This window comes from Actinomadura spongiicola, from assembly GCF_003432485.1.
GTDB lineage: Bacteria > Actinomycetota > Actinomycetes > Streptosporangiales > Streptosporangiaceae > Spirillospora > Spirillospora spongiicola.
Genome location: NZ_QVNQ01000007.1, coordinates 463,720 through 485,845 on the forward strand (window position 1 = coordinate 463,720; position 22,126 = coordinate 485,845).

Annotated in this window: 19 protein-coding genes and 2 tRNA genes; 20 read left to right on the plus strand and 1 reads right to left on the minus strand. The window is 71.4% G+C overall.

Annotation, left to right across the window (positions count from 1 at the left end):
* Position 1: 1 nt before the first annotated feature.
* From mreD to D0T12_RS24165, 12 genes are all read left to right on the plus strand, one after another.
* Positions 2 to 601, plus strand: a complete 600-nt coding sequence (mreD, locus tag D0T12_RS24110) for a rod shape-determining protein MreD (RefSeq protein WP_117401932.1) — start codon at positions 2 to 4, stop codon at positions 599 to 601.
* Positions 598 to 2,670 carry a penicillin-binding protein 2 gene (gene mrdA, locus D0T12_RS24115; protein WP_117401933.1) on the plus strand — a complete coding sequence of 691 codons (2,073 nt, stop codon included), beginning with the start codon at positions 598 to 600 and terminating at the stop codon, positions 2,668 to 2,670. The genes mreD and mrdA overlap by 4 nt, the downstream gene beginning before the upstream one ends.
* Complete coding sequence (gene rodA, locus D0T12_RS24120; RefSeq protein ID WP_233526256.1) at positions 2,667 to 3,851, plus strand: rod shape-determining protein RodA; 1,185 nt, start codon at positions 2,667 to 2,669, stop codon at positions 3,849 to 3,851. Before mrdA ends, rodA begins: the two co-directional genes overlap by 4 nt.
* A gap of 112 nt (positions 3,852 to 3,963) precedes the next feature.
* Positions 3,964 to 5,886 (plus strand): TIGR03960 family B12-binding radical SAM protein, encoded by a 1,923-nt coding sequence (locus D0T12_RS24125; protein WP_117401934.1) that lies wholly within the window; start codon positions 3,964 to 3,966, stop codon positions 5,884 to 5,886.
* Between the two features lie 152 nt (positions 5,887 to 6,038).
* A complete protein-coding gene (locus D0T12_RS24130) occupies positions 6,039 to 6,899 on the plus strand; it encodes a TIGR03936 family radical SAM-associated protein (RefSeq protein WP_117401935.1) in 861 nt (286 codons plus the stop codon).
* 206 nt (positions 6,900 to 7,105) lie between these two features.
* Complete coding sequence (locus tag D0T12_RS24135) at positions 7,106 to 10,309, plus strand: Rne/Rng family ribonuclease (RefSeq protein WP_117401936.1); 3,204 nt, start codon at positions 7,106 to 7,108, stop codon at positions 10,307 to 10,309.
* A 339-nt stretch (positions 10,310 to 10,648) separates the two neighbouring features.
* The gene (gene rplU, locus D0T12_RS24140) at positions 10,649 to 10,963 is read left to right on the plus strand and encodes a 50S ribosomal protein L21 (RefSeq protein ID WP_117401937.1); all 315 of its coding nucleotides are present in this window, start codon (positions 10,649 to 10,651) and stop codon (positions 10,961 to 10,963) included.
* A 14-nt stretch (positions 10,964 to 10,977) separates the two neighbouring features.
* Entirely contained in the window at positions 10,978 to 11,235 is a 258-nt protein-coding gene (rpmA, locus tag D0T12_RS24145; RefSeq protein ID WP_117401938.1) for a 50S ribosomal protein L27, read from the plus strand.
* 83 nt (positions 11,236 to 11,318) lie between these two features.
* A complete protein-coding gene (gene obgE / locus D0T12_RS24150) occupies positions 11,319 to 12,716 on the plus strand; it encodes a GTPase ObgE (protein ID WP_117401939.1) in 1,398 nt (465 codons plus the stop codon).
* Positions 12,713 to 13,831 carry a glutamate 5-kinase gene (gene proB / locus D0T12_RS24155; protein ID WP_117401940.1) on the plus strand — a complete coding sequence of 373 codons (1,119 nt, stop codon included), beginning with the start codon at positions 12,713 to 12,715 and terminating at the stop codon, positions 13,829 to 13,831. The genes obgE and proB overlap by 4 nt, the downstream gene beginning before the upstream one ends.
* The gene (locus D0T12_RS24160) at positions 13,831 to 15,087 is read left to right on the plus strand and encodes a glutamate-5-semialdehyde dehydrogenase (RefSeq protein WP_117401941.1); all 1,257 of its coding nucleotides are present in this window, start codon (positions 13,831 to 13,833) and stop codon (positions 15,085 to 15,087) included. Before proB ends, D0T12_RS24160 begins: the two co-directional genes overlap by 1 nt.
* A 67-nt stretch (positions 15,088 to 15,154) precedes the next feature.
* Positions 15,155 to 16,924, plus strand: coding sequence for a TIGR03767 family metallophosphoesterase (locus D0T12_RS24165; protein WP_117401942.1), 1,770 nt, complete (start codon positions 15,155 to 15,157; stop codon positions 16,922 to 16,924).
* Between the two features lie 139 nt (positions 16,925 to 17,063).
* Here D0T12_RS24165 and D0T12_RS24170 read toward each other — a convergent pair whose 3' ends face one another.
* A complete protein-coding gene (locus tag D0T12_RS24170; protein ID WP_117401943.1) occupies positions 17,064 to 18,098 on the minus strand; it encodes a M48 family metallopeptidase in 1,035 nt (344 codons plus the stop codon).
* A 146-nt stretch (positions 18,099 to 18,244) separates the two neighbouring features.
* On the opposite strand from D0T12_RS24170, the gene D0T12_RS37445 reads away from it, so the two are divergent.
* The 8 genes from D0T12_RS37445 to D0T12_RS24210 all read left to right on the plus strand — a co-directional run bounded on the left by D0T12_RS37445 (position 18,245) and on the right by D0T12_RS24210 (position 22,122).
* Positions 18,245 to 18,568, plus strand: a complete 324-nt coding sequence (locus tag D0T12_RS37445) for a helix-turn-helix domain-containing protein (protein ID WP_407642107.1) — start codon at positions 18,245 to 18,247, stop codon at positions 18,566 to 18,568.
* Positions 18,569 to 18,730: 162 nt separating this feature from the next.
* Positions 18,731 to 19,324, plus strand: a complete 594-nt coding sequence (gene nadD / locus D0T12_RS24180) for a nicotinate-nucleotide adenylyltransferase (protein ID WP_117401945.1) — start codon at positions 18,731 to 18,733, stop codon at positions 19,322 to 19,324.
* Positions 19,325 to 19,490: 166 nt separating this feature from the next.
* On the plus strand, positions 19,491 to 19,904 hold the full coding sequence (gene rsfS, locus D0T12_RS24185; RefSeq protein ID WP_117401946.1) for a ribosome silencing factor: 414 nt from the start codon (positions 19,491 to 19,493) through the stop codon (positions 19,902 to 19,904).
* The gene (locus D0T12_RS24190) at positions 19,897 to 20,559 is read left to right on the plus strand and encodes a histidine phosphatase family protein (RefSeq protein ID WP_117401947.1); all 663 of its coding nucleotides are present in this window, start codon (positions 19,897 to 19,899) and stop codon (positions 20,557 to 20,559) included. The genes rsfS and D0T12_RS24190 overlap by 8 nt, the downstream gene beginning before the upstream one ends.
* A gap of 77 nt (positions 20,560 to 20,636) precedes the next feature.
* Positions 20,637 to 20,709 (plus strand) — tRNA-Ala (locus D0T12_RS24195).
* Positions 20,710 to 21,189: 480 nt separating this feature from the next.
* The gene (locus tag D0T12_RS24200; protein WP_117401948.1) at positions 21,190 to 21,420 is read left to right on the plus strand and encodes a hypothetical protein; all 231 of its coding nucleotides are present in this window, start codon (positions 21,190 to 21,192) and stop codon (positions 21,418 to 21,420) included.
* 115 nt (positions 21,421 to 21,535) lie between these two features.
* Entirely contained in the window at positions 21,536 to 21,967 is a 432-nt protein-coding gene (locus D0T12_RS24205; RefSeq protein WP_117401949.1) for a hypothetical protein, read from the plus strand.
* An 82-nt stretch (positions 21,968 to 22,049) separates the two neighbouring features.
* A tRNA-Ala gene (locus D0T12_RS24210) sits at positions 22,050 to 22,122 on the plus strand.
* The last annotated feature ends 4 nt before the right edge of the window (positions 22,123 to 22,126 follow it).

A 22,126-nucleotide genomic window follows, 5' to 3' on the forward strand; every position in this document is an offset into this window, starting at 1 on the left:
CGTGCTGAACCCGCCCGAGCCAACGGCGGCGGGCCGCTCCGCGGTCGCCGCCGTGGTGATCGTCGTGACGCTGATCCTGCAGGTGTCGGTGGCCAACCGGCTGCCGCTGCCCGGCGGCGTCCAACCCGACCTGGTGCTGCTCGCCGTCGTGGCGCTGGCCCTGGTCGCCGGATCGATGACGGGCATGGTCGCCGGGTTCCTCGCCGGGCTCGCCGCCGACATCATCCCGCCCGCCGACCACACGCTCGGCCGGTACGCGCTCGTCTACTGCCTCATCGGCTACCTGTGCGGCGCCGCGTCCACCGAGATGGACCGGCAGTCGGTCGTGCCGTTCTTCGCCGTCGCCGCGGGCGCGCTCGCCGGGACGGTCGTGTACGCCGGAACCGGCATGATCCTCGGTGATCCGCGCGCCGAATGGGCGACCGTGTCGAGCATGGTCCCGCTCCAGGTGCTCTACGACGTCATCGCGAGCCCGTTCGTCGTGTGGGCGGTGCTGCGCGTCACCCGCCGGTACGAACGGACCGAGCGGGCCCGCGTCGACGGCCTCTCGGTGCCCGCCGCCAGGTACCGCGCGATGTCGGGGCGGGGCGGGAACCTGTGAACCCCCGCACCCACTTCCGCCTCGTCGTCCTGTACGTGCTGGTCGGCGCGCTGCTGCTCGTCCTCATCGGCCGGCTGTGGACCCTCCAGGTTCTGGAGGGCCAGCACTACCGGGACATCGCCGCGCAGAACCGCACCCGCGACATCGTCGTGCCGGCCGTCCGCGGCATGATTCTCGATGATCGGGGACGGCCCCTCGTCCGCAACACCAGCGCGCTCGTGGTGTCGGTCGACCGGACGACGCTGTCCCGGCAGGACGACGGGGGCGAGGCCGTCCTGAAACGCCTCGCGTCCGTCCTCGGCATCGGCCAGGACGAGATCACCAAGCGCATCAGGCTGTGCGCGCCCGACATCAAGCGGCCCTGCTGGCCCGGGTCCCCGTACCAGCCGATTCCCGTCGAGGACCACGTCGACCCGAGGCGCGCCCTTCAGATCATGGAACGTCAGGAGGACTTTCCCGGCGTCACCGCGCAGGTCCAGGCCGTCCGCGACTACCCGGAGCCGGAGGGCGCGAAGCCCGCGCAGGTCCTCGGCTACCTCCAGCCGGTCACGCAGGAGGAACTCGACAAGCGCACCGGCCTCAAGGTCACCGGGTACAGCGGCGTCGACCTCGTCGGCCGCGCGGGCCTGGAGGCGCAGTACGACGCGGCGCTGCGCGGCGAGCCCGGGTTCCGCAAGGTCCTCGTCGACAGCCAGGGACGCGTCACCGGCACCGCCGAGGAGAAGGCGCCCGTCCCCGGAAACCATCTCGTCACCAGCATCGACGCGGGCGTGCAGGGTGCCGCGGAGAAGGCGCTCAAGGGCGCCATCGACGCGGCGCGCAAGGCGGGCCGCCCGGCGGACTCGGGCGCCGCGGTCGTGATGGACGTCCGCAACGGCCGGATGGTCGCGATGGCCAGCCACCCCACGTACGACCCGGCCATCTGGACCGGCGGGATCTCCCAGGAGCAGTACGAGGCGCTGCTCGGCAAGAAGAAGGGCGAGCCGCTGATCTCCCGCGTCACGCAGGGCCAGTTCGCTCCCGGATCCACGTTCAAGATCTCCTCGGTGTCCGCCGCGGTGCGGGACGGCGCGAGCCTGAAGGGCATCTATCCGTGCCCCGGTTCGTACAACGTCGGCAACCGGGCGTTCTCGAACTTCGAGGGGCAGGCGCTCGGCCCGATGACGCTGCACACCGCCCTCGTCAAGTCCTGCGACACGATCTTCTACCGGTTCGCGTACCAGGAGTGGCAGCGCGACGGCGGGATGAAACCGAAGAAGAACCCGTCCGACCCGATGGTGAAGATGGCGCGCGAGTACGGTTTCGGGTCGCGCACCGGCATCGACCTGCCGAGCGAGAGCGACGGCCGCATCCCCGACCGGGGGTGGAAGAGGAACTTCTGGGAGGCCACCAAGGAGGCCAACTGCAAGGGCGCCAAGGAGGGCTACCCGCAGGTCGCCAAGACCGACCCGGCCCGCGCCGCCTACCTGAAGGCGATCGCGACGGAGAACTGCACCGAGGGGTACGTGTGGCGTCCCGGTGACGCCGCCAACTTCTCGGTCGGGCAGGGTGACGTGCTGGTGACGCCGTTGCAGCTCGCCCGCGCGTACGCGGCCGTCGCGAACGGCGGACGGCTGGTCGTGCCCAGGCTCGGCGTCGCGGTGGTCCGCCCGGACGGCACGGTCGTCCGCGGGATCCAGGAGCCGCCGGCGGAGAAACTGCCCGTCGACTCCAAGGTCCTGAAGTACATCCGCAACGCCCTCGCCGACGTTCCGAAGGAGGGCACGGCCGCGGGCGCGTTCTCCGGGTTCGACACCAAGACCGTCGAGGTCGGCGGGAAGACCGGCACCGCCGAGGTGTACGGCAAGGAGGACACCTCCTGGTTCGCCTCGTTCGGCCCGGTGAAGGAGCCGCGGTTCGCGGTCGTGGCGATGGTCTCGCAGGGCGGCACGGGCGCGTCCACGGCCGCGCCGATCGTCCGGCAGATCTGGGAGGCCATGTACGGGACGAAGGACCGCAAGCCCATCCTCAGGAACGGCGGGCTGCCCTCCGAGCTGCCGCCGCTGCCCGGCACGGGAACCGCGCCGTGATCACCGGTTCGGGTGTCGGCACCGTCGAGGGGTACGCGGCGCGGCGGGGATGGCGCAGCCGGGTCGGCGAGCTGCGGCGGCTCGACTGGCCGCTGTTCGTGGCCGTGCTGGCGCTGTCGGTCGTCGGCGCGCTGCTGGTGCGCTCGGCGACGTTCCAACTGCTGACCGAGCAGGGCAAGGACCCGGAGGGCTTCCTCAAACGGCACATCCTGAACCTGGTCATCGGGTTCGTGCTCGGCGGCGTCGTCACCGTTCTGGACTACCGGCTGCTGCGCGCCTACGTCCCCATCCTGTACGCGGTGGCGTGCGTGGGCCTGGTCGCGGTGCTGTCCCCGCTCGGCGAGACGATCAACGGGTCGCATTCGTGGATCGTGCTCGGCGGCGGCTTCCAGGTGCAGCCGTCGGAGTTCGCGAAGGTCGGGCTCGTGGTGCTGCTCGCGATGATCATGGGCGAGCCGCGCGACGGGGAGATCGGGCCGGGCCGCCGCGACGTGCTGCTCGCCCTCGTCCTGGCGGGCGTGCCCGCCGTGCTGATCATGTTGCAGCCCGACCTCGGCACCACGCTGGTGTTCATCGCGGTCGTGCTCGGCATGCTGGCGATCTCCGGCGCGCAGAAGCGATGGCTGTTCGGCCTTGTCGGTGGCGGGCTGGCCGCGGCCGCCGCGGTGTGGTTCTTCGGCCTGCTGGAGGACTACCAGATCGCCCGGTTCACCGCGTTCCTGGACCCGGAGGCCGACCCGCGCGGCGCAGGCTACAACGCGCAGCAGGCCCGGATCGCGGTCGGGTCGGGCGGCGGGTTCGGCAAGGGCCTGTTCCAGGGCGAGCAGACCGGCGGCCACTTCGTCCCCGAGCAGCAGACCGACTTCATCTTCACGGTGGCGGGGGAGGAGCTCGGCTTCGTCGGCGGCGCCATGATCGTCGCGCTGCTCGGTGTGGTGCTGTGGCGCGGCCTGCGCATCGCCACCCAGGCCGCCGACCTGTTCGGGACGCTCGTCGCGACCGGTGTCGTGTGCTGGCTGGGGTTCCAGACGTTCCAGAACGTCGGGATGTCGATCGGGATCATGCCGATCACCGGGCTGCCGCTGCCGTTCGTGTCGTACGGCGGCTCGGCGACCTTCGCCAACATGATCGCGTTCGGCCTGCTCCAGGCCGTGCACGTGCGCCGCCGCGCGTTCGACTGAGCCCCGGGCGGGCTCTCCGGGGGCCGCGGGCGGGCGCGGAGCGGTCGGCGGGCCGGGCGGCGCCGGTAGAGTGGACGTTCTTCCCAACGTCCCCTGCACGGAGGGTTCCGCCATGCCGGTCGAGTCGATCTTCCCGCGCCTGGAGCCGCTGCTCCCGAGCGTGCAGAAGCCGATTCAGTACGTGGGCGGTGAGCTGAACTCCCAGGTCAAGGACTGGGACGAGGCCGAGGTCCGCTGGGCGCTGATGTACCCCGACGCCTACGAGGTCGGGCTGCCGAACCAGGGCGTCCAGATCCTTTACGAGATCCTGAACGAGCGCGACGGCGTCCTCGCGGAGCGGACGTACTCGGTGTGGCCCGACATGGAGGCCGTCATGCGGGAGCACGGCATCCCGCAGTTCACCGTGGACGCGCACCGCCCGGTCGCCGCGTTCGACGTGCTCGGCGTGTCGTTCTCCACCGAGCTCGGCTACACGAACCTGCTCACCGCCCTCGACCTCGCGGGCGTCCCGCCGACCGCCGCCGACCGCACCGACGACCACCCGATCGTCATCGCGGGCGGGCACGCCGCATTCAACCCCGAGCCGATCGCCGACTTCGTCGACGCGGCCGTCCTCGGCGACGGCGAGGAGATCGCGCTCGCCATCACCGAGGTGATCCGCGAGTGGAAGGCCGAGGGCGGGCCCGGCGGCCGGGACGAGCTGCTGCTGCGGCTCGCCGCGTCCGGCGGCGTGTACGTGCCCCGCTTCTACGACGTCACCTACCTGCCCGACGGGCGGATCCAGCGGGTCGCGCCGAACCGGCCCGGCGTCCCGTGGCGGATCGAGAAGCACACCGTCATGGACCTCGACCAGTGGCCGTACCCGAAGAAGCCCCTCGTCCCGCTCGCGGAGACCGTCCACGAACGGTTCAGCGTGGAGATCTTCCGCGGCTGCACGCGCGGCTGCCGGTTCTGCCAGGCCGGGATGATCACCCGTCCGGTCCGGGAACGGTCGATCACCACGATCGGCGCGATGGTCGACCAGGGCCTGAAGGAGTCCGGGTTCCAGGAGGTCGGGCTGCTCAGCCTGTCCAGCGCCGACCACAGCGAGATCGGGGACGTCGCCAAGGGCCTCGCCGACCGGTACGAGGGCACGAACACGTCGCTGTCGCTGCCGTCCACCCGCGTCGACGCCTTCAACATCACCCTCGCCAACGAGTTCTCGCGCGGCGGTCGCCGCTCCGGCCTGACGTTCGCCCCGGAGGGCGGCTCCGAGCGGATGCGCAAGGTCATCAACAAGATGGTCACCGAGGACGACCTGATCCGCACCGTCACCACCGCGTACGAGAACGGCTGGCGGCAGGTGAAGCTGTACTTCATGTGCGGCCTGCCCACCGAGGAGGACGAGGACGTCCTCGCGATCGCCGACATGGCCAAACGCGTCATCCGCGCCGGCCGCGAGGCCACCGGCCGCAAGGACATCCGCTGCACGGTCTCCATCGGCGGGTTCGTGCCGAAGCCGCACACCCCGTTCCAGTGGGCCGCGCAGTGCGACCACGAGACCGTCGACCGGCGCCTGCGGGCCCTGAAGGACGCCCTGCGCGGCGACAAGGAGTACGGCCGCGCCATCGGGCTGCGCTACCACGACGGGCAGCCGTCCATCGTCGAGGGCCTGCTGTCGCGCGGCGACCGCCGCGTCGGGAAGATCATCCGGGCGGTGTGGGAGGACGGCGGCCGCTTCGACGGCTGGAGCGAGCACTTCTCCTACGAGCGCTGGACGACCGCCGCGGAGAAGGCCCTGGCGGACGAGCCCGTCGACCTCGCCTGGTACACCGTCCGGGAACGCGACGAGGTCGAGGTCCTACCGTGGGACCACCTCGACGCCGGTCTCGACCGCGAGTGGCTGTGGCAGGACTGGCAGGACGCCGTCGACGAGACCGAGGTCGAGGACTGCCGCTGGACGCCCTGCTACGACTGCGGCGTCTGCCCCACCATGGGCACGGAGATCCAGATCGGCCCCACGGGTCGGAAGCTGCTCCCGCTGTCGGTCGTCTAGCCGGAACCGGCCGTGTGAAGGCCGTGTACTGCGGGGCTACGGGAGCCACGGCACCGGTGCCTGGCCGAGCACGGCCCAGCGACCCGTACTCTATAGGGAGACCTAAGTTTTTCGACTCGGCACGAGTAGGAAGGACCAGAACCCTGGCACCCATGCCGGAGGGTCCGGCGCCGGCCCCCGTGACCCAGCGACTGCGCGTCCGCTACGCCAAGCGGGGCAGGCTGCGGTTCACGAGCCACCGCGACATTTCCCGGGCCGTGGAACGCGCCGTCAGGCGCGCCGGGATCCCTGTCGCGTTCAGCGGCGGATTCACCCCCCACCCGAAGATCTCGTACGCGGGTGCGGCGGCGACAGGGGTGGCCAGCGAGGCGGAATACCTGGAGATCGGGCTCACCGAGATCCGCGACCCTGCGCGGGTGCGGGCCGATCTCGACGCGGCACTGCCCCCCGGGCTCGACATCGTGGACGTCGTACCGGTACGGGCGGGACGCGTGGGCGACGCGCAGCCGAGAGCGGGCGCGTTCGTGGATCGGCTTGAGGCGTCCGAATGGCGGATCCGGCTGGACGGCGTGTCATCCGACGACGCCGCCGAAGCCGTGGCCGCCTTCATGGCCGCCGGGAGCATCGAGGTCGAGCGCCTCACCAAGAAGGGGCTGCGTCGTTTCGACGTGCGCGCCGCCGTGTCCGCGTGCGAGCTGGACCGGCGCGCCGCGGAGTCGGCGGATGCCCCTTGTGCGATACTTCGAATGGTTGTTCGGCATTCCACACCCGCCGTACGACCCGACGACATCCTCACCGGACTGCGCCAGGTCGCCGACCTCGCGCCGCCGTCACCCCCGTTGGTGACCAGGCTGGCGCAGGGGCCCCTGCGCGCGGACACCGGTGGTCTCGCGGATCCTCTGGATCCCGACCGGGAGACCGGCCTGCCGTCCGGCGACGACGCCGAGACGGCCCGCGGCCAGGAGCGGCCGCAGCCCGGGGACGCCGCGAGCGTGGATGCCGTCAGCGCCTGACCGTGAGACCGAAGCCGTGGAGACACGGAACCGGTCCCGCAGGGTACGGCCGGCGCACCCCCGACGACTTCGTCGTCATGACCGGACCTCGTCCGGGCGTGGCGACGCCGACGACTGACGGAGCGCTCTCGTGCGGCGCACCGCGTCGATCCGCCCCTCGGCGGAGCGAGCGGACGCGCCCGGGAGCCTGACGGGAGATTGCCCGCATGCTTGAGAACGAAGCCGATTCGGCCAACGCCGAAGGCACCGACAACGACACCACCGACGACCCCACGAACGCGAACACGGCGAACGCGAGCGCGAAGAGCGCGAACACCGGCGACGCGGGCGCGGCGACCGATCCAGGACCCGAGGCCGAATCCGGCGCCGAGACCGAGGCGAAGGCGCGCGCCCGGCGGGCGAGCCGCCCCGCGGGCCCGCCGCCGGAGGCACCGGACGGTCCCGCCGCCGAGGAGGCCCCCGAGCCGCCGAAGCGCACGACCCGGACCCGCACCCGCACGAGGAGCGGGAAGGCCGCCGAGACGCCCGAGCCCGTTCCGATGACGGGTGCCGAGGTCTCCCCGGACACCGAGACCGAGCCCGAGGGCGAGGAGCCGCCCCCCACCCGGACCCGCACCCGGACCAGGCGGCGCACCACGTCCGCCGCGTCCGCCGCGCAGGAGGCCGCCGAGCCGCCCGCGGCGCCCACCGTCCCGACGGTGCCGGAGGTCCCGCCCGCCCCGACCGGGGTGGAGCCGTCCGCCGGTCAGGTGTCGGAGATCGAGCCCGCCGCGGGCGTCGGGGTCCCGGGCGTGACGTTCCAGCCGCCGATGGTCGTGTTCCAGCCGCCGCAGCCGAAGGCCGGGCCGCCCGCCCGCCCGAAGGACGAACGCGACACCGCCGAGCAGGACGCCGCCGACGAGGAGCACGACGAGCGCGACGACCGGGCGGCCGACGAGGACGACTCCGACGACCGTCCGTCCCGCCGCCGTCGCCGCCGGGGCGGCCGTGGCCGCGGCCGGGGCGGCAAGGAGGGCGCCGAGGACGAGGCGCAGGCCGACGAGGCCGAGGAGAAGGACGAGGAACCCGCCAAGACGGGGGCCAAAGCCGCCAAGAAGGAGAAGGCTCCCAAGAAGGACAAGGCGGCCAAGGCCAAGGAGTCGAAGGACACCAAGGACTCCAAGGACGCCAAGGCCGAGCGGGACGTCGCCGACGAGAGCGACGAGGGCGATGAGGACGACGCCTCCCAGAGCGGGACGAGCCGCCGCCGTCGCCGCCGGCGCCGCCGTTCCGGGGCCGACGCCGACAACGGCACCGGCACCGACGATCCGCCGAACACCGTCGTCCACGTCCGCACCGCCCGGGAGGCCCGCGCCGCCGCCGAGGACGAGGTCCAGTCCGTGCGGGGCTCGACCCGGCTGGAGGCCAAGAAGCAGCGCCGCAGGGAGGGCCGCGAGCAGGGCCGCCGCCGCCCGCCGGTGATCACCGAGGCCGAGTTCCTCGCCCGCCGCGAGGCCGTCGAGCGGGTCATGGTCGTCCGTCAGGAGGGCGAGCGCACCCAGATCGCCGTCCTCGAGGACGACGTGCTCGTCGAGCACTACGTGAACCGCGCGACGCACCAGTCGTACGTGGGCAACGTGTACCTCGGCAAGGTCCAGAACGTGCTGCCGTCGATGGAGGCGGCGTTCGTCGACATCGGCAAGGGACGCAACGCCGTCCTGTACGCGGGCGAGGTCAACTGGGACGCCTCCGGGCTGGAGGGCCAGCCGCGCCGCATCGAGTCGGCGCTGAAGTCCGGCCAGTCGGTGCTCGTCCAGGTCACCAAGGACCCCCTCGGCCACAAGGGCGCCCGTCTCACCAGCCAGGTCTCGCTGCCCGGCCGTTACCTCGTGTACGTGCCGGACGGCTCGATGACCGGCATCAGCCGCAAGCTCCCCGACAAGGAGCGCAGCCGCCTCAAGTCGATCCTGAAGAAGGTCATGCCGGAGAACGCGGGCGTGATCGTGCGGACCGCCGCGGAGGGCGCCACCGAGGAGGAACTCGCCCGGGACGTGTCGCGCCTCGCCGCCCAGTGGGACAACATCCAGAAGAAGGTCAAGACCGCCTCCGCGCCGTCCCTCCTGTACGGCGAGCCGGACCTGACGATCCGGGTCGTCCGCGACATCTTCAACGAGGACTTCTCCAAGCTCGTCGTGTCGGGCGCCGACGCCTGGGACACCGTCTCCGACTACGTCCAGTACGTCGCCCCGCATCTCGCCGACCGCGTCGAGCGCTGGACCTCCGACCAGGACGCGCTGTCGGCGTTCCGGATCGACGAGCAGATCGCCAAGGCCCTCGACCGCAAGGTGTGGCTGCCGTCCGGCGGCTCCCTGGTGATCGATCGGACCGAGGCCATGACGGTCATCGACGTCAACACCGGCAAGTTCACCGGGCAGGGCGGCAACCTGGAGGAGACGGTCACCCGCAACAACCTGGAGGCGGCCGAGGAGATCGTCCGCCAGCTCCGGCTCCGCGACGTCGGCGGCATCGTCGTGATCGACTTCATCGACATGGTGCTGGAGAGCAATCGCGATCTCGTGCTGCGCCGTCTCGTGGAATGCCTGTCGCGGGACCGTACCAAGCACCAGGTCGCCGAGGTCACCTCGCTGGGCCTGGTGCAGATGACCCGCAAGCGCGTCGGTCAGGGCCTGCTGGAGGCGTTCTCGGAGACCTGCGAGTCCTGCGGTGGACGCGGCATCCACGTCCACCTGTCCCCGGTCGAGCCGAAGGCGGACAAGGCGGCCGGTAAGGAGAGCGGCCGTCGCCGCAGGCGCAAGGGCGAGATCGAGCGGGTCGTCGAGGAGAAGCTCGCCGAGCACGAGACCCGCGCGGTGGCACCCGCCGCACCGGCCGAGAAGCCGGAACCCGCCGAAAAGCGCGAAAAGCTCGAACCGGCCGAAGCGGTGAGGGCGGTCGCGGAGGCGCCCGCGGAACCGGCGCCGTCCGAGGCCCCCGAACCGGCGCGCGCCCGGCGCAGGAGGTCGGGCCCCGCCAAGCGCCCGGCGGGCCCGCCCCCGGAGCTCGACGGCGACGAGTCTCCCGCGCAGGCCGCGGTCGAGGCGGCCGAAGCCGCGAAGGAGACCGCCGGCACCTCCCCGGCCGCGCTGGACTCGGCCGAACCCGTCCCGGTCACCCCCAACGGCACCGAGCCGACCGCCACCGAGCCGTCCGGTCCTGAGCCCTCCGGTTCTGAGTCGACCGACACGGAGCCCGCGAGTACAGAGTCGACCGGTACAGAGTCGACCGGTTCGGACCTCAACGGCTCCGCGCCGACCGTCTCCGACGCGAACGGTGTCGGCGGCGCCGAACCCGGGGAGGAGCCGGTCACCCGCCGTCGCCGCGTCCGCCGCGCCTCGGCCGCCGCCCCCACCGGCGAGGCCGACGCCGAATGACCCGACCCGGTGGGCGGGGCCGTCCCGCCCACCGGTGGGCCCCGGTCGAGCGATTTGCCGGGGTGCCGAGTACCTGTACAATTCAGGGGTTGGGCGCGTCTTGACGTGTCCGGCATCGGCGCGTCGTGGCGCGCCATCCGAACCAGCACCGCGAACCCGTTCGGGGACGTTCGGTGCGCACTTCACCGATCCGGTGAGGGCGAGCAGAGAGCATCAGGGTCACCTCTGGTGTGCCGCCTTCGGCCCGGTGCCGGAGGTAGGCCCCCATCCGGGGGCTGGTGTCAACCACGCGTGGGACCGGTTCAGTCCGGAAGCGCGCGAAGACGAAGGGTTTCCGCGGTGTACGCGATTGTTCGCGCAGGCGGCAGGCAGGAGAAGGTCGCCGTCGACGACGTGCTGACCGTCGACAAGCTGGCCGGTGAGGTCGGCTCGACCGTCACGTTCCCGGCGGTGCTGGTCGTGGACGGCGACACGGTCGTCAGCGGCTCGGCCGACCTCGCGCGCTACGAGGTGACCGGCGAGATCCTCGGCGCGGTCAAGGGCCCGAAGATCAACATCATGCACTACCGGAACAAGACCGGGTACAAGCGGCGGATGGGTCACCGCCAGCCGTACACCGAGGTCAAGATCACCGGTATTTCGACCGGGAAGTAAGGGAGAGCGGTCACATGGCACACAAGAAGGGCGCATCGTCCAGCCGTAACGGTCGCGACTCCAACGCCAAGCGCCTCGGCGTGAAGCGGTTCGGCGGCCAGGTGGTCAAGGCCGGCGAGATCATCGTCCGGCAGCGCGGCACCCACTTCCACCCCGGCCCCGGCGTCGGGCGCGGCGGCGACGACACGCTGTTCGCGCTGGTCGCGGGCGCGGTGGAGTTCCGCCGCTACCGCGGTCGCAACGCCGTGAGCGTCGTCCCCCCGGCGGAATAGTCCGCCTGGGCAGCAGACTTCTTGAAGGGGCGGACCGAATTTCCGGTCCGCCCTTTCGTCTTTTTCCTTGAGGAGAGTTCACCGTGGCCGCTGGAGCGGGGTCGGGCGCGCAGTTCGTCGACCGGGTGGTGCTGCACGTCGGCGCGGGCAACGGCGGCAACGGCTGCGCGTCGATCCACCGGGAGAAGTTCAAGCCGCTCGGCGGCCCCGACGGCGCGAACGGCGGACGCGGCGGCGACGTCGTCCTCGTCGTCGACGCGAACACCGCGAGCCTCCTGGACTACCACCGGCGCCCGCACCGCAAGGCGGGCAACGGCCGCCCCGGGCAGGGCGGCCACCGCACGGGCGCCGACGGCGGCGACGTGCTCCTGCCCGTCCCGGACGGCACCGTCGTCAAGGAGGGCGACCGGGTCGTGGCCGACCTGGTCGGGGAGGGCACCCGGTACGTCATCGCCCGCGGCGGCGCCGGCGGCCTCGGGAACGCGGCCCTCGCGACCGCCAAACGCAAGGCCCCCGGGTTCGCGCTGCTCGGCGAGCCGGGTGAGACGCGCGACGTCGTCCTGGAGCTGAAGAGCGTCGCCGACGTCGCGCTCGTCGGGTTCCCCAGCGCGGGCAAGTCGTCGCTGATCGCCGCGCTGTCCGCCGCCAAACCGAAGATCGCCGACTATCCGTTCACGACGCTGATCCCGAACCTCGGCGTGGTCGGCGCGGGCGACACGACGTTCACGGTCGCGGACGTCCCCGGCCTCATCGAGGGCGCCAGCGAGGGCCGCGGCCTCGGCCTGGACTTCCTCCGCCACATCGAACGCTCCTCCACCCTCGCGCACGTCCTCGACTGCGCGACGATGGAGCCGGGACGCGACCCGGTCAGCGACTTCGAGGTCATCGAACGGGAACTGCGGGCCTACGACCGGGTGCTCGGCGACCGTCCCCTGTCGGACCGGCCGCGCATCGTCGTGCTGAACAAGGTGGACGTCCCCGACGGACGCGACCTCGCCGAGATGGTCCGACCCGAGTTCGAGGCGCGCGGCCTGAAGGTGTTCGAGGTGTCCGCGGCGACGCACGAGGGTCTGCGGGAACTGTCGTTCGCGATGGCGGCGATGGTCGGCGAGTACCGCGCGTCGCTGCCGCCGGTCGAACCGACCCGCATCGTGATCCGGCCGGAGCCGGTCGGCGGCGACACCGACTTCGAGGTCAAGGACCTCGGCGGCAACACGTACCTGATCACCGGGTCGAAGCCCGTCCGTTGGCTGCGGCAGACGGACTTCGCGAACGAGGAGGCCGTCGGCTACCTCGCCGACCGGCTGGCCCGGCTCGGCGTGGAGGACGCCCTCGCCGACGCGGGCGCGACCGCGGGCGCCACCGTGCTGATCGGCACCACCGACGAGTCGGTCGTCTTCGACTGGGAGCCGGAGGTCCCCGCCGGTGACGTGGCCCTCGGGCCGCGCGGCACCGACCGTCGGCTGGACGGATGGTCATGAGTGAACGCGGGGCGATCGAGAAGGCCCGCCGGATCGTGGTGAAGGCGGGATCGTCGTCGCTGACCACCCCGGAGGGCACGATCGACGCGAACCGCATCGACGCGCTCGTCGACGTCCTCGCCGCCCGCCGCGCCGACGGCACCGAGATCGTGTTCGTGTCGTCCGGCGCGATCGCCGCGGGCCTCGGCCCGCTCGGGCTGACCCGGCGGCCCCGCGACCTCGCCACCCAGCAGGCGGCGGCGAGCGTCGGGCAGGGCCTGCTGTTCGCCCGGTACACCTCGTCGTTCGCCCGCTACGCGCTGACGGTCGGGCAGGTGCTGCTCACCGCCGACGACATGATGCGCCGCTCCCATCACCGCAACGCGCAGCGCACCCTCGCGCAGCTCCTCGCCCTCGGCATCCTGCCGATCGTGAACGAGAACGACACCGTCGCCACCGACGAGATCCGCTTCGGCGACAACGACCGGCTCGCCGCGCTCGTCGCGCACCTGATCCGCGCGGACGCGCTGATCCTGCTGTCGGACGTCGACGCCCTCTACACCGGCGACCCGCGCCGTCCCGGCGCCCGCCGCGTCAGCGACGTGCGCGGACCGGACGACCTCGCGGACGTCAACCTCGGCGGTTCGGGACGCGTCGGCACCGGCGGCATGGTCACCAAGGTCGAGGCTGCCCGGATCGCGGGCGTCCCCGTCGTGCTGACGGACGCCGCGTCCGCCGCGCGGGCGCTCGGCGGCGACCCGGTCGGGACGCTGTTCCACCCGGCGGACGCCCGCCGCATGTCGACCCGGGACCTGTGGCTCGCCCACGCCACCACCGGCCAGGGCCGGGTCACCCTCGACCCGGGGGCGGTCGAGGCGGTGGTGCGGCGCCGCAAGTCGCTGCTGCCCGCCGGGGTGACGGGCGTGGCCGGGGACTTCGCCGCCGGAGACCCCGTCGACCTGTGCGACACCGCCGGCCGTGTCGTCGCCCGCGGCCTGGTCAACTATGACGCGTCCGAGATTCCCGACCTGATGGGACGGTCCACGCGCTGGCTGGCCCGCGAACTCGGCGCCGAATACGAACGCGAGATCATCCACCGTGACCACCTCGTGGTCCTTGAAGGAGGGGACGTGTGATGAGCGAGGCCGAGGAGTTCCTGACCGTGGCGCGGCGCGCCCGGGAGGCCGCCGCCGGGCTGGCCCCCCTGCCGCGGGCGGCGAAGGACGCGGCGCTGCACCGGATCGCGGACGCGCTGGTCGACGCGGCGCCGGAGCTCGTCAAGGCGAACGAGGTCGATGTCACGCGGGCCCGCGAGAACGGCACCTCCGAGTCCATGATCGACCGGTTGAGCCTGTCGGAGAGCCGGATCGCCGCGATCGCCGACGCCGTCCGGAAGGTCGCCGCGCTGCCGGACCCGGTGGGGGAGTCGGTGCGCGGGAACGTCCTGCCGAACGGGCTTGAACTGCGGCAGGTGCGGGTGCCGCTCGGCGTCGTCGGCATCATCTACGAGGGCCGGCCGAACGTGACCGTGGACGCCGCCGCGCTGTGCCTGAAAAGCGGGAACGCGGCGCTGCTGCGCGGCTCGTCGTCGGCGCACGACTCGAACACGGCGCTGGTCGAGGTGATGCGCCGGGCGCTGGCGGACACCGAGGTCCCGGTGGACGCGGTGGCTCTCGTGCCGGGCACCTCCCGCGCCTCGGTGAAGCATCTGATGCGGGCCCGCGGGCTGGTGGACGTGCTGATCCCGCGCGGCGGCGCCTCGCTGATCAACTCGGTGGTGGAGGAGTCGACGGTCCCGGTGATCGAGACGGGCGTCGGGAACTGCGCGGTGTACGTGGACGCCGCCGCCGACGTGGACATGGCCGTGGACATCCTGCTGAACGCCAAGACGCAGCGGCCGTCGGTGTGCAACGCCGCCGAGACGTTCCTGGTGCACGCCGACATCGCCGACAAGTTCGTGCCACGCGCGCTCGCCGCGCTCCGCGACGCCGGCGTCACCGTCCACGGCGATGACCGGATCCGGTCATACGGGACGGAGGTCGTGGAGGCGACCGAGGACGACTGGTACGCCGAGTACCTGTCGCTCGACATCGCCGCCCGCGTCGTCGACTCCCTCGACGACGCCGTCGCCCACATCCGCCGCTACGGCTCCGGTCACACGGAGGCGATCGTCACCGCGTCGCAGCCCGCCGCGAAACGCTTCGTCGCGCTGGTCGACTCGGCGGCCGTGATGGTGAACGCCTCGACGCGCTTCACCGACGGTGAGGAGTTCGGCTTCGGCGCGGAGATCGGCATCTCCACGCAGAAGCTCCACGCCCGCGGCCCGATGGGGCTTCCGGAACTGACGTCCACGAAGTACGTGGTGACGGGCGAGGGCCACCTGCGCGGCTGACCCGGCCGACATGGTGTGACATCGGGCCATTGATGACACCATGGGGGCCGTGGTGTGATGCACAAGTGTGACCCGGAATTACACCCGCCGCCACGTCCTGAAGGGCGTCGCCCTCGGCGCTGGGCTCGCCTCCACCGGACTCGTCGCGTTTCCCCCACGTCCTTCCACCGCCCTCGCCCACGGGGTCGCGCCCGCGCTCCGCGGCCCCGCCGACGGCACCACACTCGCCGGGACGTACCTGTTAGGCCCCACGGGCGCCGGCGGCTACCGGTACGTCCGAAGCGGACCCGGTGAGCCGCACGTTCTCCGCCGCGACCTCGGCGGCGTCGCGTCCCCGCGCCGCGCCGCCACCCGCCGGGGCGTCCTCGCCTTCGGCCATCTCACCGACGTGCACGTCGTCGACGCGCAGTCCCCGGCCCGCGTCGAGTTCCTCGACCGCTTCCACGACGCCGTGGACGTCCTGCCCGTGCGGAGCGCCTACCGCCCCCAGGAGAGCCTGTCGACGCAGATCGCCGACGCGATGGTCCGGGCGATGAACGCCGCCGGACGGGGCCCGGCGACCGGGCTGCCGCTCGCGTTCACGATCAACACCGGGGACGCCGCCGACAACGTCCAGTACAACGAGGTCCGCTGGATCATCGACCTGCTCGACGGCGGCCGTGTCCGGCCCGACTCCGGCGACCCGGACCGCTACGAGGGCGTCATGGACTGGGCGTCCTACGACCGCGCCTTCTGGCATCCCGAGGGCCCGCCGCCCGACGCCGAGCCCGACCTGCCGATCGCCCGGTTCGGGTTCCCCCGCGTGCCCGGCCTCCTCGACGCCGCCCGCCGGCCGTTCCAGGCGACCGGCCTCGACTCGCCGTGGCTCGCCGTGTTCGGCAACCACGACGGCCTCGCCCAGGGCAACCTGCCGGTCACCCCGCTTCTCTCCGCCCTCGCCACCGGACCGATCAAGATCGGCGCCCCGGCGGACGACGACCAGGCCGTACGCCTCGCCCGCGTACTGAAGCGGGCCGACCCCGTCGAACTGCTCCGCCTCGGCCGCGAACAGGGCGGCGCGGGCGGCCTGTTCCGCCCGGTCACGCCCGACCGGAACCGCCGGATGCTGTCGCGCCGCGAGGTCGTCGCCGAACACTTCACGACGGCGGCGTCCCCGCGCGGCCACGGCTTCACCGCGGCCAACCTCCGCGACGGGACGGCCCACTACGCCTTCGACCGGGGTGTCGTCCGCGGCCTCGTCCTCGACACCGTCAACCCCAGCGGCTACTCGGAGGGCTCCCTCGACAGGAAGCGGTTCGCGTGGCTGGAGGCGGAGCTGAAGGCCGGAAGCCGCCGCTACTTCGCCGCCGACGGCTCGGTCGTCGAGCACAAGGCGACCGACCGGCTGTTCGTCCTGTTCAGCCATCACCCGATCGAGTCCCTGGACAACCCGCTCGGCGGCGACCGTGTCCTCGGCGACGAGGTCCGCGCCCTGCTCCTGCGCTACCCCAACGTCATCCTGTGGGTGAACGGCCACACGCACCGCAACCGCGTCATCCCGCACGCCCGCGAGGGCACGGGAGGATTCTGGGAGGTGAACACGGCCGCGCACATCGACTTCCCGCAGCACAGCCGCATCGTCGAACTCGCCGACAACCGCGACGGCACACTGTCGATCTTCACCACGATCCTGGACTCCGCCTGTCCCGCCTCCCACGACGACCGCCTCACCGACACCGTCCGGCTCGCGTCACTGGCCCGCGAACTGGCGGCCAACGACTGGCAGGAACGCGACGAGAACCGCCGCGGCGACACCGCCGACCGCAACGTCGAACTCCTCGTCCCAACCCCGTTCTAGCCACAACACCCCGCGGCCTGGCGCGTCCGGAGGCCCGGCGTCCCAGAGGTCTTGAGCGCTCGGAGGTCTGGGACGGTCGGCGGGCTGGAACGTGGAAGGGCCGCCGCGTTCGTCTCGCGGCGGCCCTGGGTCTTCCCGGTTAGTTGCGGTCGGTGGGGCCGTTGTCGCGGCGGGTGAAACGGTCGAACAAGCCGCCCGCGGCGCCCGCCGCCGCGTCCGCCATGTCGCGGACCTTGCCGACGAACGGGTCGGCCGTCCGCTCCCACGACTCCCGGTAGGAGCGGGCCGCGTTCTTGACCTCGTCGGAGACGGACGCGTTGCCGTCGTCGTCGCGGCGCGGGTAGTCGCCGGCGAGGATCCGCTCGTACTCGCCGCTGCGCGCCCACCGGTCGATCTCCGCGAACCGGATCACCGCGTACGGGTGCGACTGGCCGAGCAGATTCAAGAACTTCAGCAGCCCGTCCCGGACGTCGCCGGCCGCGTCGTACTCGCGGGCCTGCTCCAGGAAAGCCTCGCCGCTCATCTCGCCGAGCCGCGTCCCGCCCGCGAGCTTCATGTTCACCCGCTTCGCCGCGTCCACGTCCTGCCCGACGAGCAACCCCGCCCGGTCGGACGACAGCTCCGCCTTCCGGAACCACTCCCGCAGCCCGATGATGATCGCCGCGATGCCGATGTTGCCGAGCGGGAGCCACGCGAGCCGCGACCCCATCTGCAGCAGGATCTGCATCATCGTCTGGTAGACCGCGTGCCCGGACAGGATGTGCCCCACCTCGTGCCCGACGACGAACCGCAGCTCCTCGTCGTCCAGCAGATCGATGAGACCGGTGTTCAGGACGATGAACGGGTGGTCGGAGCCGAGCGCCATCGCGTTGGGCGTCGGGTCCTGCCGGACGTACAGTTCCGGCACCTCCGGCAGGTCCAGGACGTAGGAGGCGTCACGGACCATGTCGTAGATGTTGCGGAACTGGTCCTCGCCGACACGCACCGTCCCACCGAGGAACATCAGCCGCAGGGACCGCTCGTTGACCAGCCCCGACAGCTTCCGCAGGACGACGTCGAACCCGGACAGCGAGCGCAGCGCCACCAGCGCCGACCGGTCCGCCGGGTGTTCGTAGGCCCGGGAACTGATCCCCGGGAACCGTGTGCGTGCTCGATCCGGTGTGTTCTCCGTCATGTCTGGCCTCCTTGATGGGCGCAAAGCCCCGCTTCCGGACGGGCGACGAGGTGCCGCGTGCCCCGGCGGCTACGGACGAGCGGACGTGAACGCATGCCCGACCCCCGATAGCATGTTCGAATGGTGTGCTGGTCGTGACGCGGCGCGTGAGTCGATCGTCCAGGTCCCGCTTCTCCCCGACCCCGAAAAAGGGGGAGTACCCGAACCGCGCCTCCGGCTGCGTTCGTCTCGTCTACAACATGGCCCTTGAAATCTACATCCGTTCCCATCGGAACGGGCGGTCGATGACCACTGCGGAATCGTCGTCCCCGCTTACCGATCGGTTTCGTGAATGCGACCGCGGAGTCACTCGCGACCGCGCTGTGAACGCGGCACGAAATGTCGTCGCCGTCAGACCGGCGAAGAGGGAAAACGCCTGCGGAACCGCTGTCAGATCTCACCGGAAGGCGTCTCCCGAGAGGCGATCGTGACGAGGCAGGAACCCTCCTTGACCGTGAAGAAAGCCAAGTCTGCCATGGTAGTTCCGACGAACCACCGGCCCACCGGGTTCCCTGTCCCCGGTCCCCTCGCGACCTGGGCGCCCGGCCCCCCGGACGTTCCCGGCACCGGACCCGCTGGCTATTCTCGTCGTCATGACGCAAAAGCGGCGGCTGGGGATCATGGGCGGCACGTTCGACCCGATCCACCACGGCCACCTCGTGGCGGCGAGCGAGGTCGCGCACTTCTTCTCGCTCGACGAGGTCGTGTTCGTGCCCACCGGCCTGTCGTCCCACAAGGAGGACCGGAAGGTCGCCGCCGCCGAGGACCGGTACCTCATGGCCGTGATCGCCACCGCGTCCAACCCGCGCTTCTCCGTCAGCCGCGTCGACATCGACCGTCCCGGACCCACCTACACCGTCGACACCCTCCGCGACATGCGCCAGATCCAGGGCCCCGACACCGACCTGTTCTTCATCACCGGCGCCGACGCCCTGGAGAAGATGCTGACCTGGCACGACACCGAAGAACTGTTCGAACTCGCGCACTTCGTCGGCGTCACCCGCCCCGGCCACCGGCTCGCCGACCCCGGACTGCCCAACGGGCGGGTCTCCCTCATGGAGGTCCCCGCCCTGTCGATCTCGTCCACCGAATGCCGCGAACGCGTCCACTCCGGCGAACCCATCTGGTACCTCGTGCCGGACGGCATCGTCCAGTACATCAACAAGCGCGACCTCTACCGCGTGTAGCGCGAACGGACACGCCGGATCCGCCGTCCGGCCCCCGGCGCATACCCTGGAAGCGGAAGGACCGCAGGAACAAAGCGGTCGAACAGCGACATAGGGGTCCGTTGACCGTCACCCGTGAGAAGGTGTTACCGGAGATGACCCCTACAGGGAGGATCGCGAGCGCATCGTGACCGCATCCGAGAGGGCGGCGCAGCTCGTCCAGATCGCCGCCGAGGCGGCGGGCGACAAGCTGGCCGACGACATTCTTGCCTACGACGTGAGCGAGCAGCTCGTCATCACCGACGCGTTCGTGCTCTGCTCCGCGCCCAGCGACCGCCAGGTCCGCGCCATCGTCGACGAAGTCGAGAAACGCCTCCGCGAAGACGCCGGCGCCAAACCCGTCCGCCGGGAAGGCGAACGCGAAGGCCGCTGGGTCCTGCTGGACTACGCGGACATCATCGTGCACATCCAGCACGAAGAAGACCGCATGTTCTACGCCCTCGAACGGCTCTGGAAAGACTGCCCCCTCATCGACCTGCCGGAAAGCGTCACCGCCCACCAGAACCAGCGCGCCCGCACCGTCGGGAGCGCGAGTGAGTGACCCCCGCGCCGCCCGCGAACCCGGCAGACGGCGGCTCGTCCTCTGGCGCCACGGCCAGACCACCTGGAACGTCGAACACCGCTTCCAAGGCAAAACCGACGTCCCACTCGACGAGACAGGACACCGGCAGGCCCGCCGCGCCGCCGCCCTCCTCGCCGGGCTCCAACCCACCGCACTCCTCTCCTCCCCCCTCCGCAGAGCCGCCGACACCGCCAAAGCGCTCGCCGACCTCACCGGACTCCCCATCCGCTACGACAAAGACCTCATCGAACGCGACGGCGGAGTCTGGGAAGGCCTCACCGGCCGCGAAATCCGCGAACGCTACCCCGCCGAACACGCCGCCTGGCAACCCCCCGGCGGCGAAACCAGCGCCCAGGTCGCCAAACGCGTCGGCACCGCACTCGAACGCGCCCTCGACGACCTGCCCCCCGACGGGCAACTCGTCGTCGCGTCCCACGGCGCCGCGCTCCGCCTCGGCATGTCCCACCTCCTCCGCCTCCCCGAAGAAACCTGGGAACGACTCGGCGGCCTCTCCAACTGCTCCTGGTCCGTCATCACCGAAATGCGCGACGGCGGCTGGCGCCTCGCCGAACACAACGCCGGCACCCTCCCCGAACCCGTCCTCAGCGACGACCGCCCCGACACCGCGACCTGACCACCAAACGATTCGAGACCGGCCCACCCGTCCGATACACTGACCACGCGCTGCGGGATGCACGTCCACGCAGCGGCGGGGCTATGGCGCAGTTGGTAGCGCGCCTCCATGGCATGGAGGAGGTCTGGGGTTCGAATCCCCATAGCTCCACGAACGAGCGGGGTAGTGTGCCCGCGGGAAGCGCGGGCCATGGCTCGTCCTTCCTGCCGACCCGGGGGGCGACCCCCGGACCCCCGATGTGAGGGGCTCCGCCCCCACGCCCCCCGGTGGGGGCTTCGCCCCCTACACCCCCCTTTCTTTGGGGCTCCGCCCCTTGCCCCCTTGGGGTTTCGCGCTGCGTGTGCCTGGGGGTGGTTTCTACGTCTTCTGAGGGCCTTGGGGCGTCCCCTTCTCAGGGGTGTTGTCCTCATGTCTTCCTGTGGTTCGGCTTTGTTTCCAGGAGGCTCTTCGGTGGGGCTTCGTCTTTTGGGGGTTTTGCTCTGATTTCTGGGGTGGGACGAGGTGTGGGTGGTGGGTGGGGCGGGGTTCCGGTGTTCGTGGGGGCGCTTCGGCGAAGAGTTGGGGCCGTCGGACGCTTTGGGGTGGGCGGGACGGTCGGCGGAGGGGCGGCGGAGTGGTTACATGCGTGTTATGGGAAGACACCGCAGGGGGGCGCAACGCGAGGTCACCGTGGCCGACCTGATCGACGAGCTTCGCAGGTACGAGCCGGGGATGCGGGTGCGGTTGGCGATCCAGCCGCGGCTGCCACAGGAACACGCGATCGGGCCGGTGGCGGAGGCCGACGGCGTCGTGTGGATCGGCGACGGCGGGCAGCACGGATACGCGCCGGAAGAAGTCCGCGAAAGCCTCGGCTGGCTCTGACCGCAAAAGGTTCGCCATGACGGCGGCTACCTTTCGTCCGGCCGCGCTTCACCATGTCGATCATGCGGGAACAGCCACGGAGTGGCGATGCATGATCGAGATGAGGGTTGTACCCATGAGAAGCCGGATCTCCGGAAGACGGCTGCTGCCCGCCGCGATCGCCGCCGCGACCGTCACGACCATGGCGGTGCCCGCGTCCGCGCAAGAAGCGCCGCCACCCGCCCCGAAGACCTACACGGAGGACGACTGCGTCCACGCGCTGAACGTCCTCTCGCACTTCAAACTGCTCCCGGCCCAGCCCGACGTCGGCCGGATCCTCTGCTCGATGAGTCGGCCACAGCAGCAGCCGACCCAAGAGCAGTACACGCAGGAGCAGTACACGCAGCAGCCCTACACCAAGGAGCTCAGCAGCCAGCAGACCGCCGACTCCGGGCAGGTCCGCGAGGAGGTCAAGATCCTCAGCCTCCCCGTCAGGTGGCCGCTCAACCTCAGCTTGTACGTGCCGACGGTCAACGACCAGTGGGTCACGTACTCACGGAATCGCTGACCTGATCGTGGGTCGCGGAGGGAATCCCTCCGCGACCCGCGTCCGAACCGCGTCCGGCGTGCACTAAGCTTTAGCCGACCGAGGGGCTATGGCGCAGTTGGTAGCGCGCCTCCATGGCATGGAGGAGGTCTGGGGTTCGAATCCCCATAGCTCCACCTC

What these genes read in the sequence shown, in the direction of transcription:
- D0T12_RS24125 (WP_117401934.1), top strand. Translation starts at nt 3,964, where the DNA reads ATGCCGGTCGAGTCGATCTTCCCGCGCCTGGAGCCGCTGCTCCCGAGC.
- D0T12_RS24130 (WP_117401935.1), top strand. Translation starts at nt 6,039, where the DNA reads ATGCCGGAGGGTCCGGCGCCGGCCCCCGTGACCCAGCGACTGCGCGTC.
- D0T12_RS24135 (WP_117401936.1), top strand. Translation starts at nt 7,106, where the DNA reads ATGCTTGAGAACGAAGCCGATTCGGCCAACGCCGAAGGCACCGACAAC.
- rpmA (WP_117401938.1), top strand. Translation starts at nt 10,978, where the DNA reads ATGGCACACAAGAAGGGCGCATCGTCCAGCCGTAACGGTCGCGACTCC.
- proB (WP_117401940.1), top strand. Translation starts at nt 12,713, where the DNA reads ATGAGTGAACGCGGGGCGATCGAGAAGGCCCGCCGGATCGTGGTGAAG.
- D0T12_RS24160 (WP_117401941.1), top strand. Translation starts at nt 13,831, where the DNA reads ATGAGCGAGGCCGAGGAGTTCCTGACCGTGGCGCGGCGCGCCCGGGAG.
- D0T12_RS24170 (WP_117401943.1), bottom strand. Translation starts at nt 18,098, where the DNA reads ATGACGGAGAACACACCGGATCGAGCACGCACACGGTTCCCGGGGATC.
- nadD (WP_117401945.1), top strand. Translation starts at nt 18,731, where the DNA reads ATGACGCAAAAGCGGCGGCTGGGGATCATGGGCGGCACGTTCGACCCG.
- D0T12_RS24200 (WP_117401948.1), top strand. Translation starts at nt 21,190, where the DNA reads ATGGGAAGACACCGCAGGGGGGCGCAACGCGAGGTCACCGTGGCCGAC.
- D0T12_RS24205 (WP_117401949.1), top strand. Translation starts at nt 21,536, where the DNA reads ATGAGAAGCCGGATCTCCGGAAGACGGCTGCTGCCCGCCGCGATCGCC.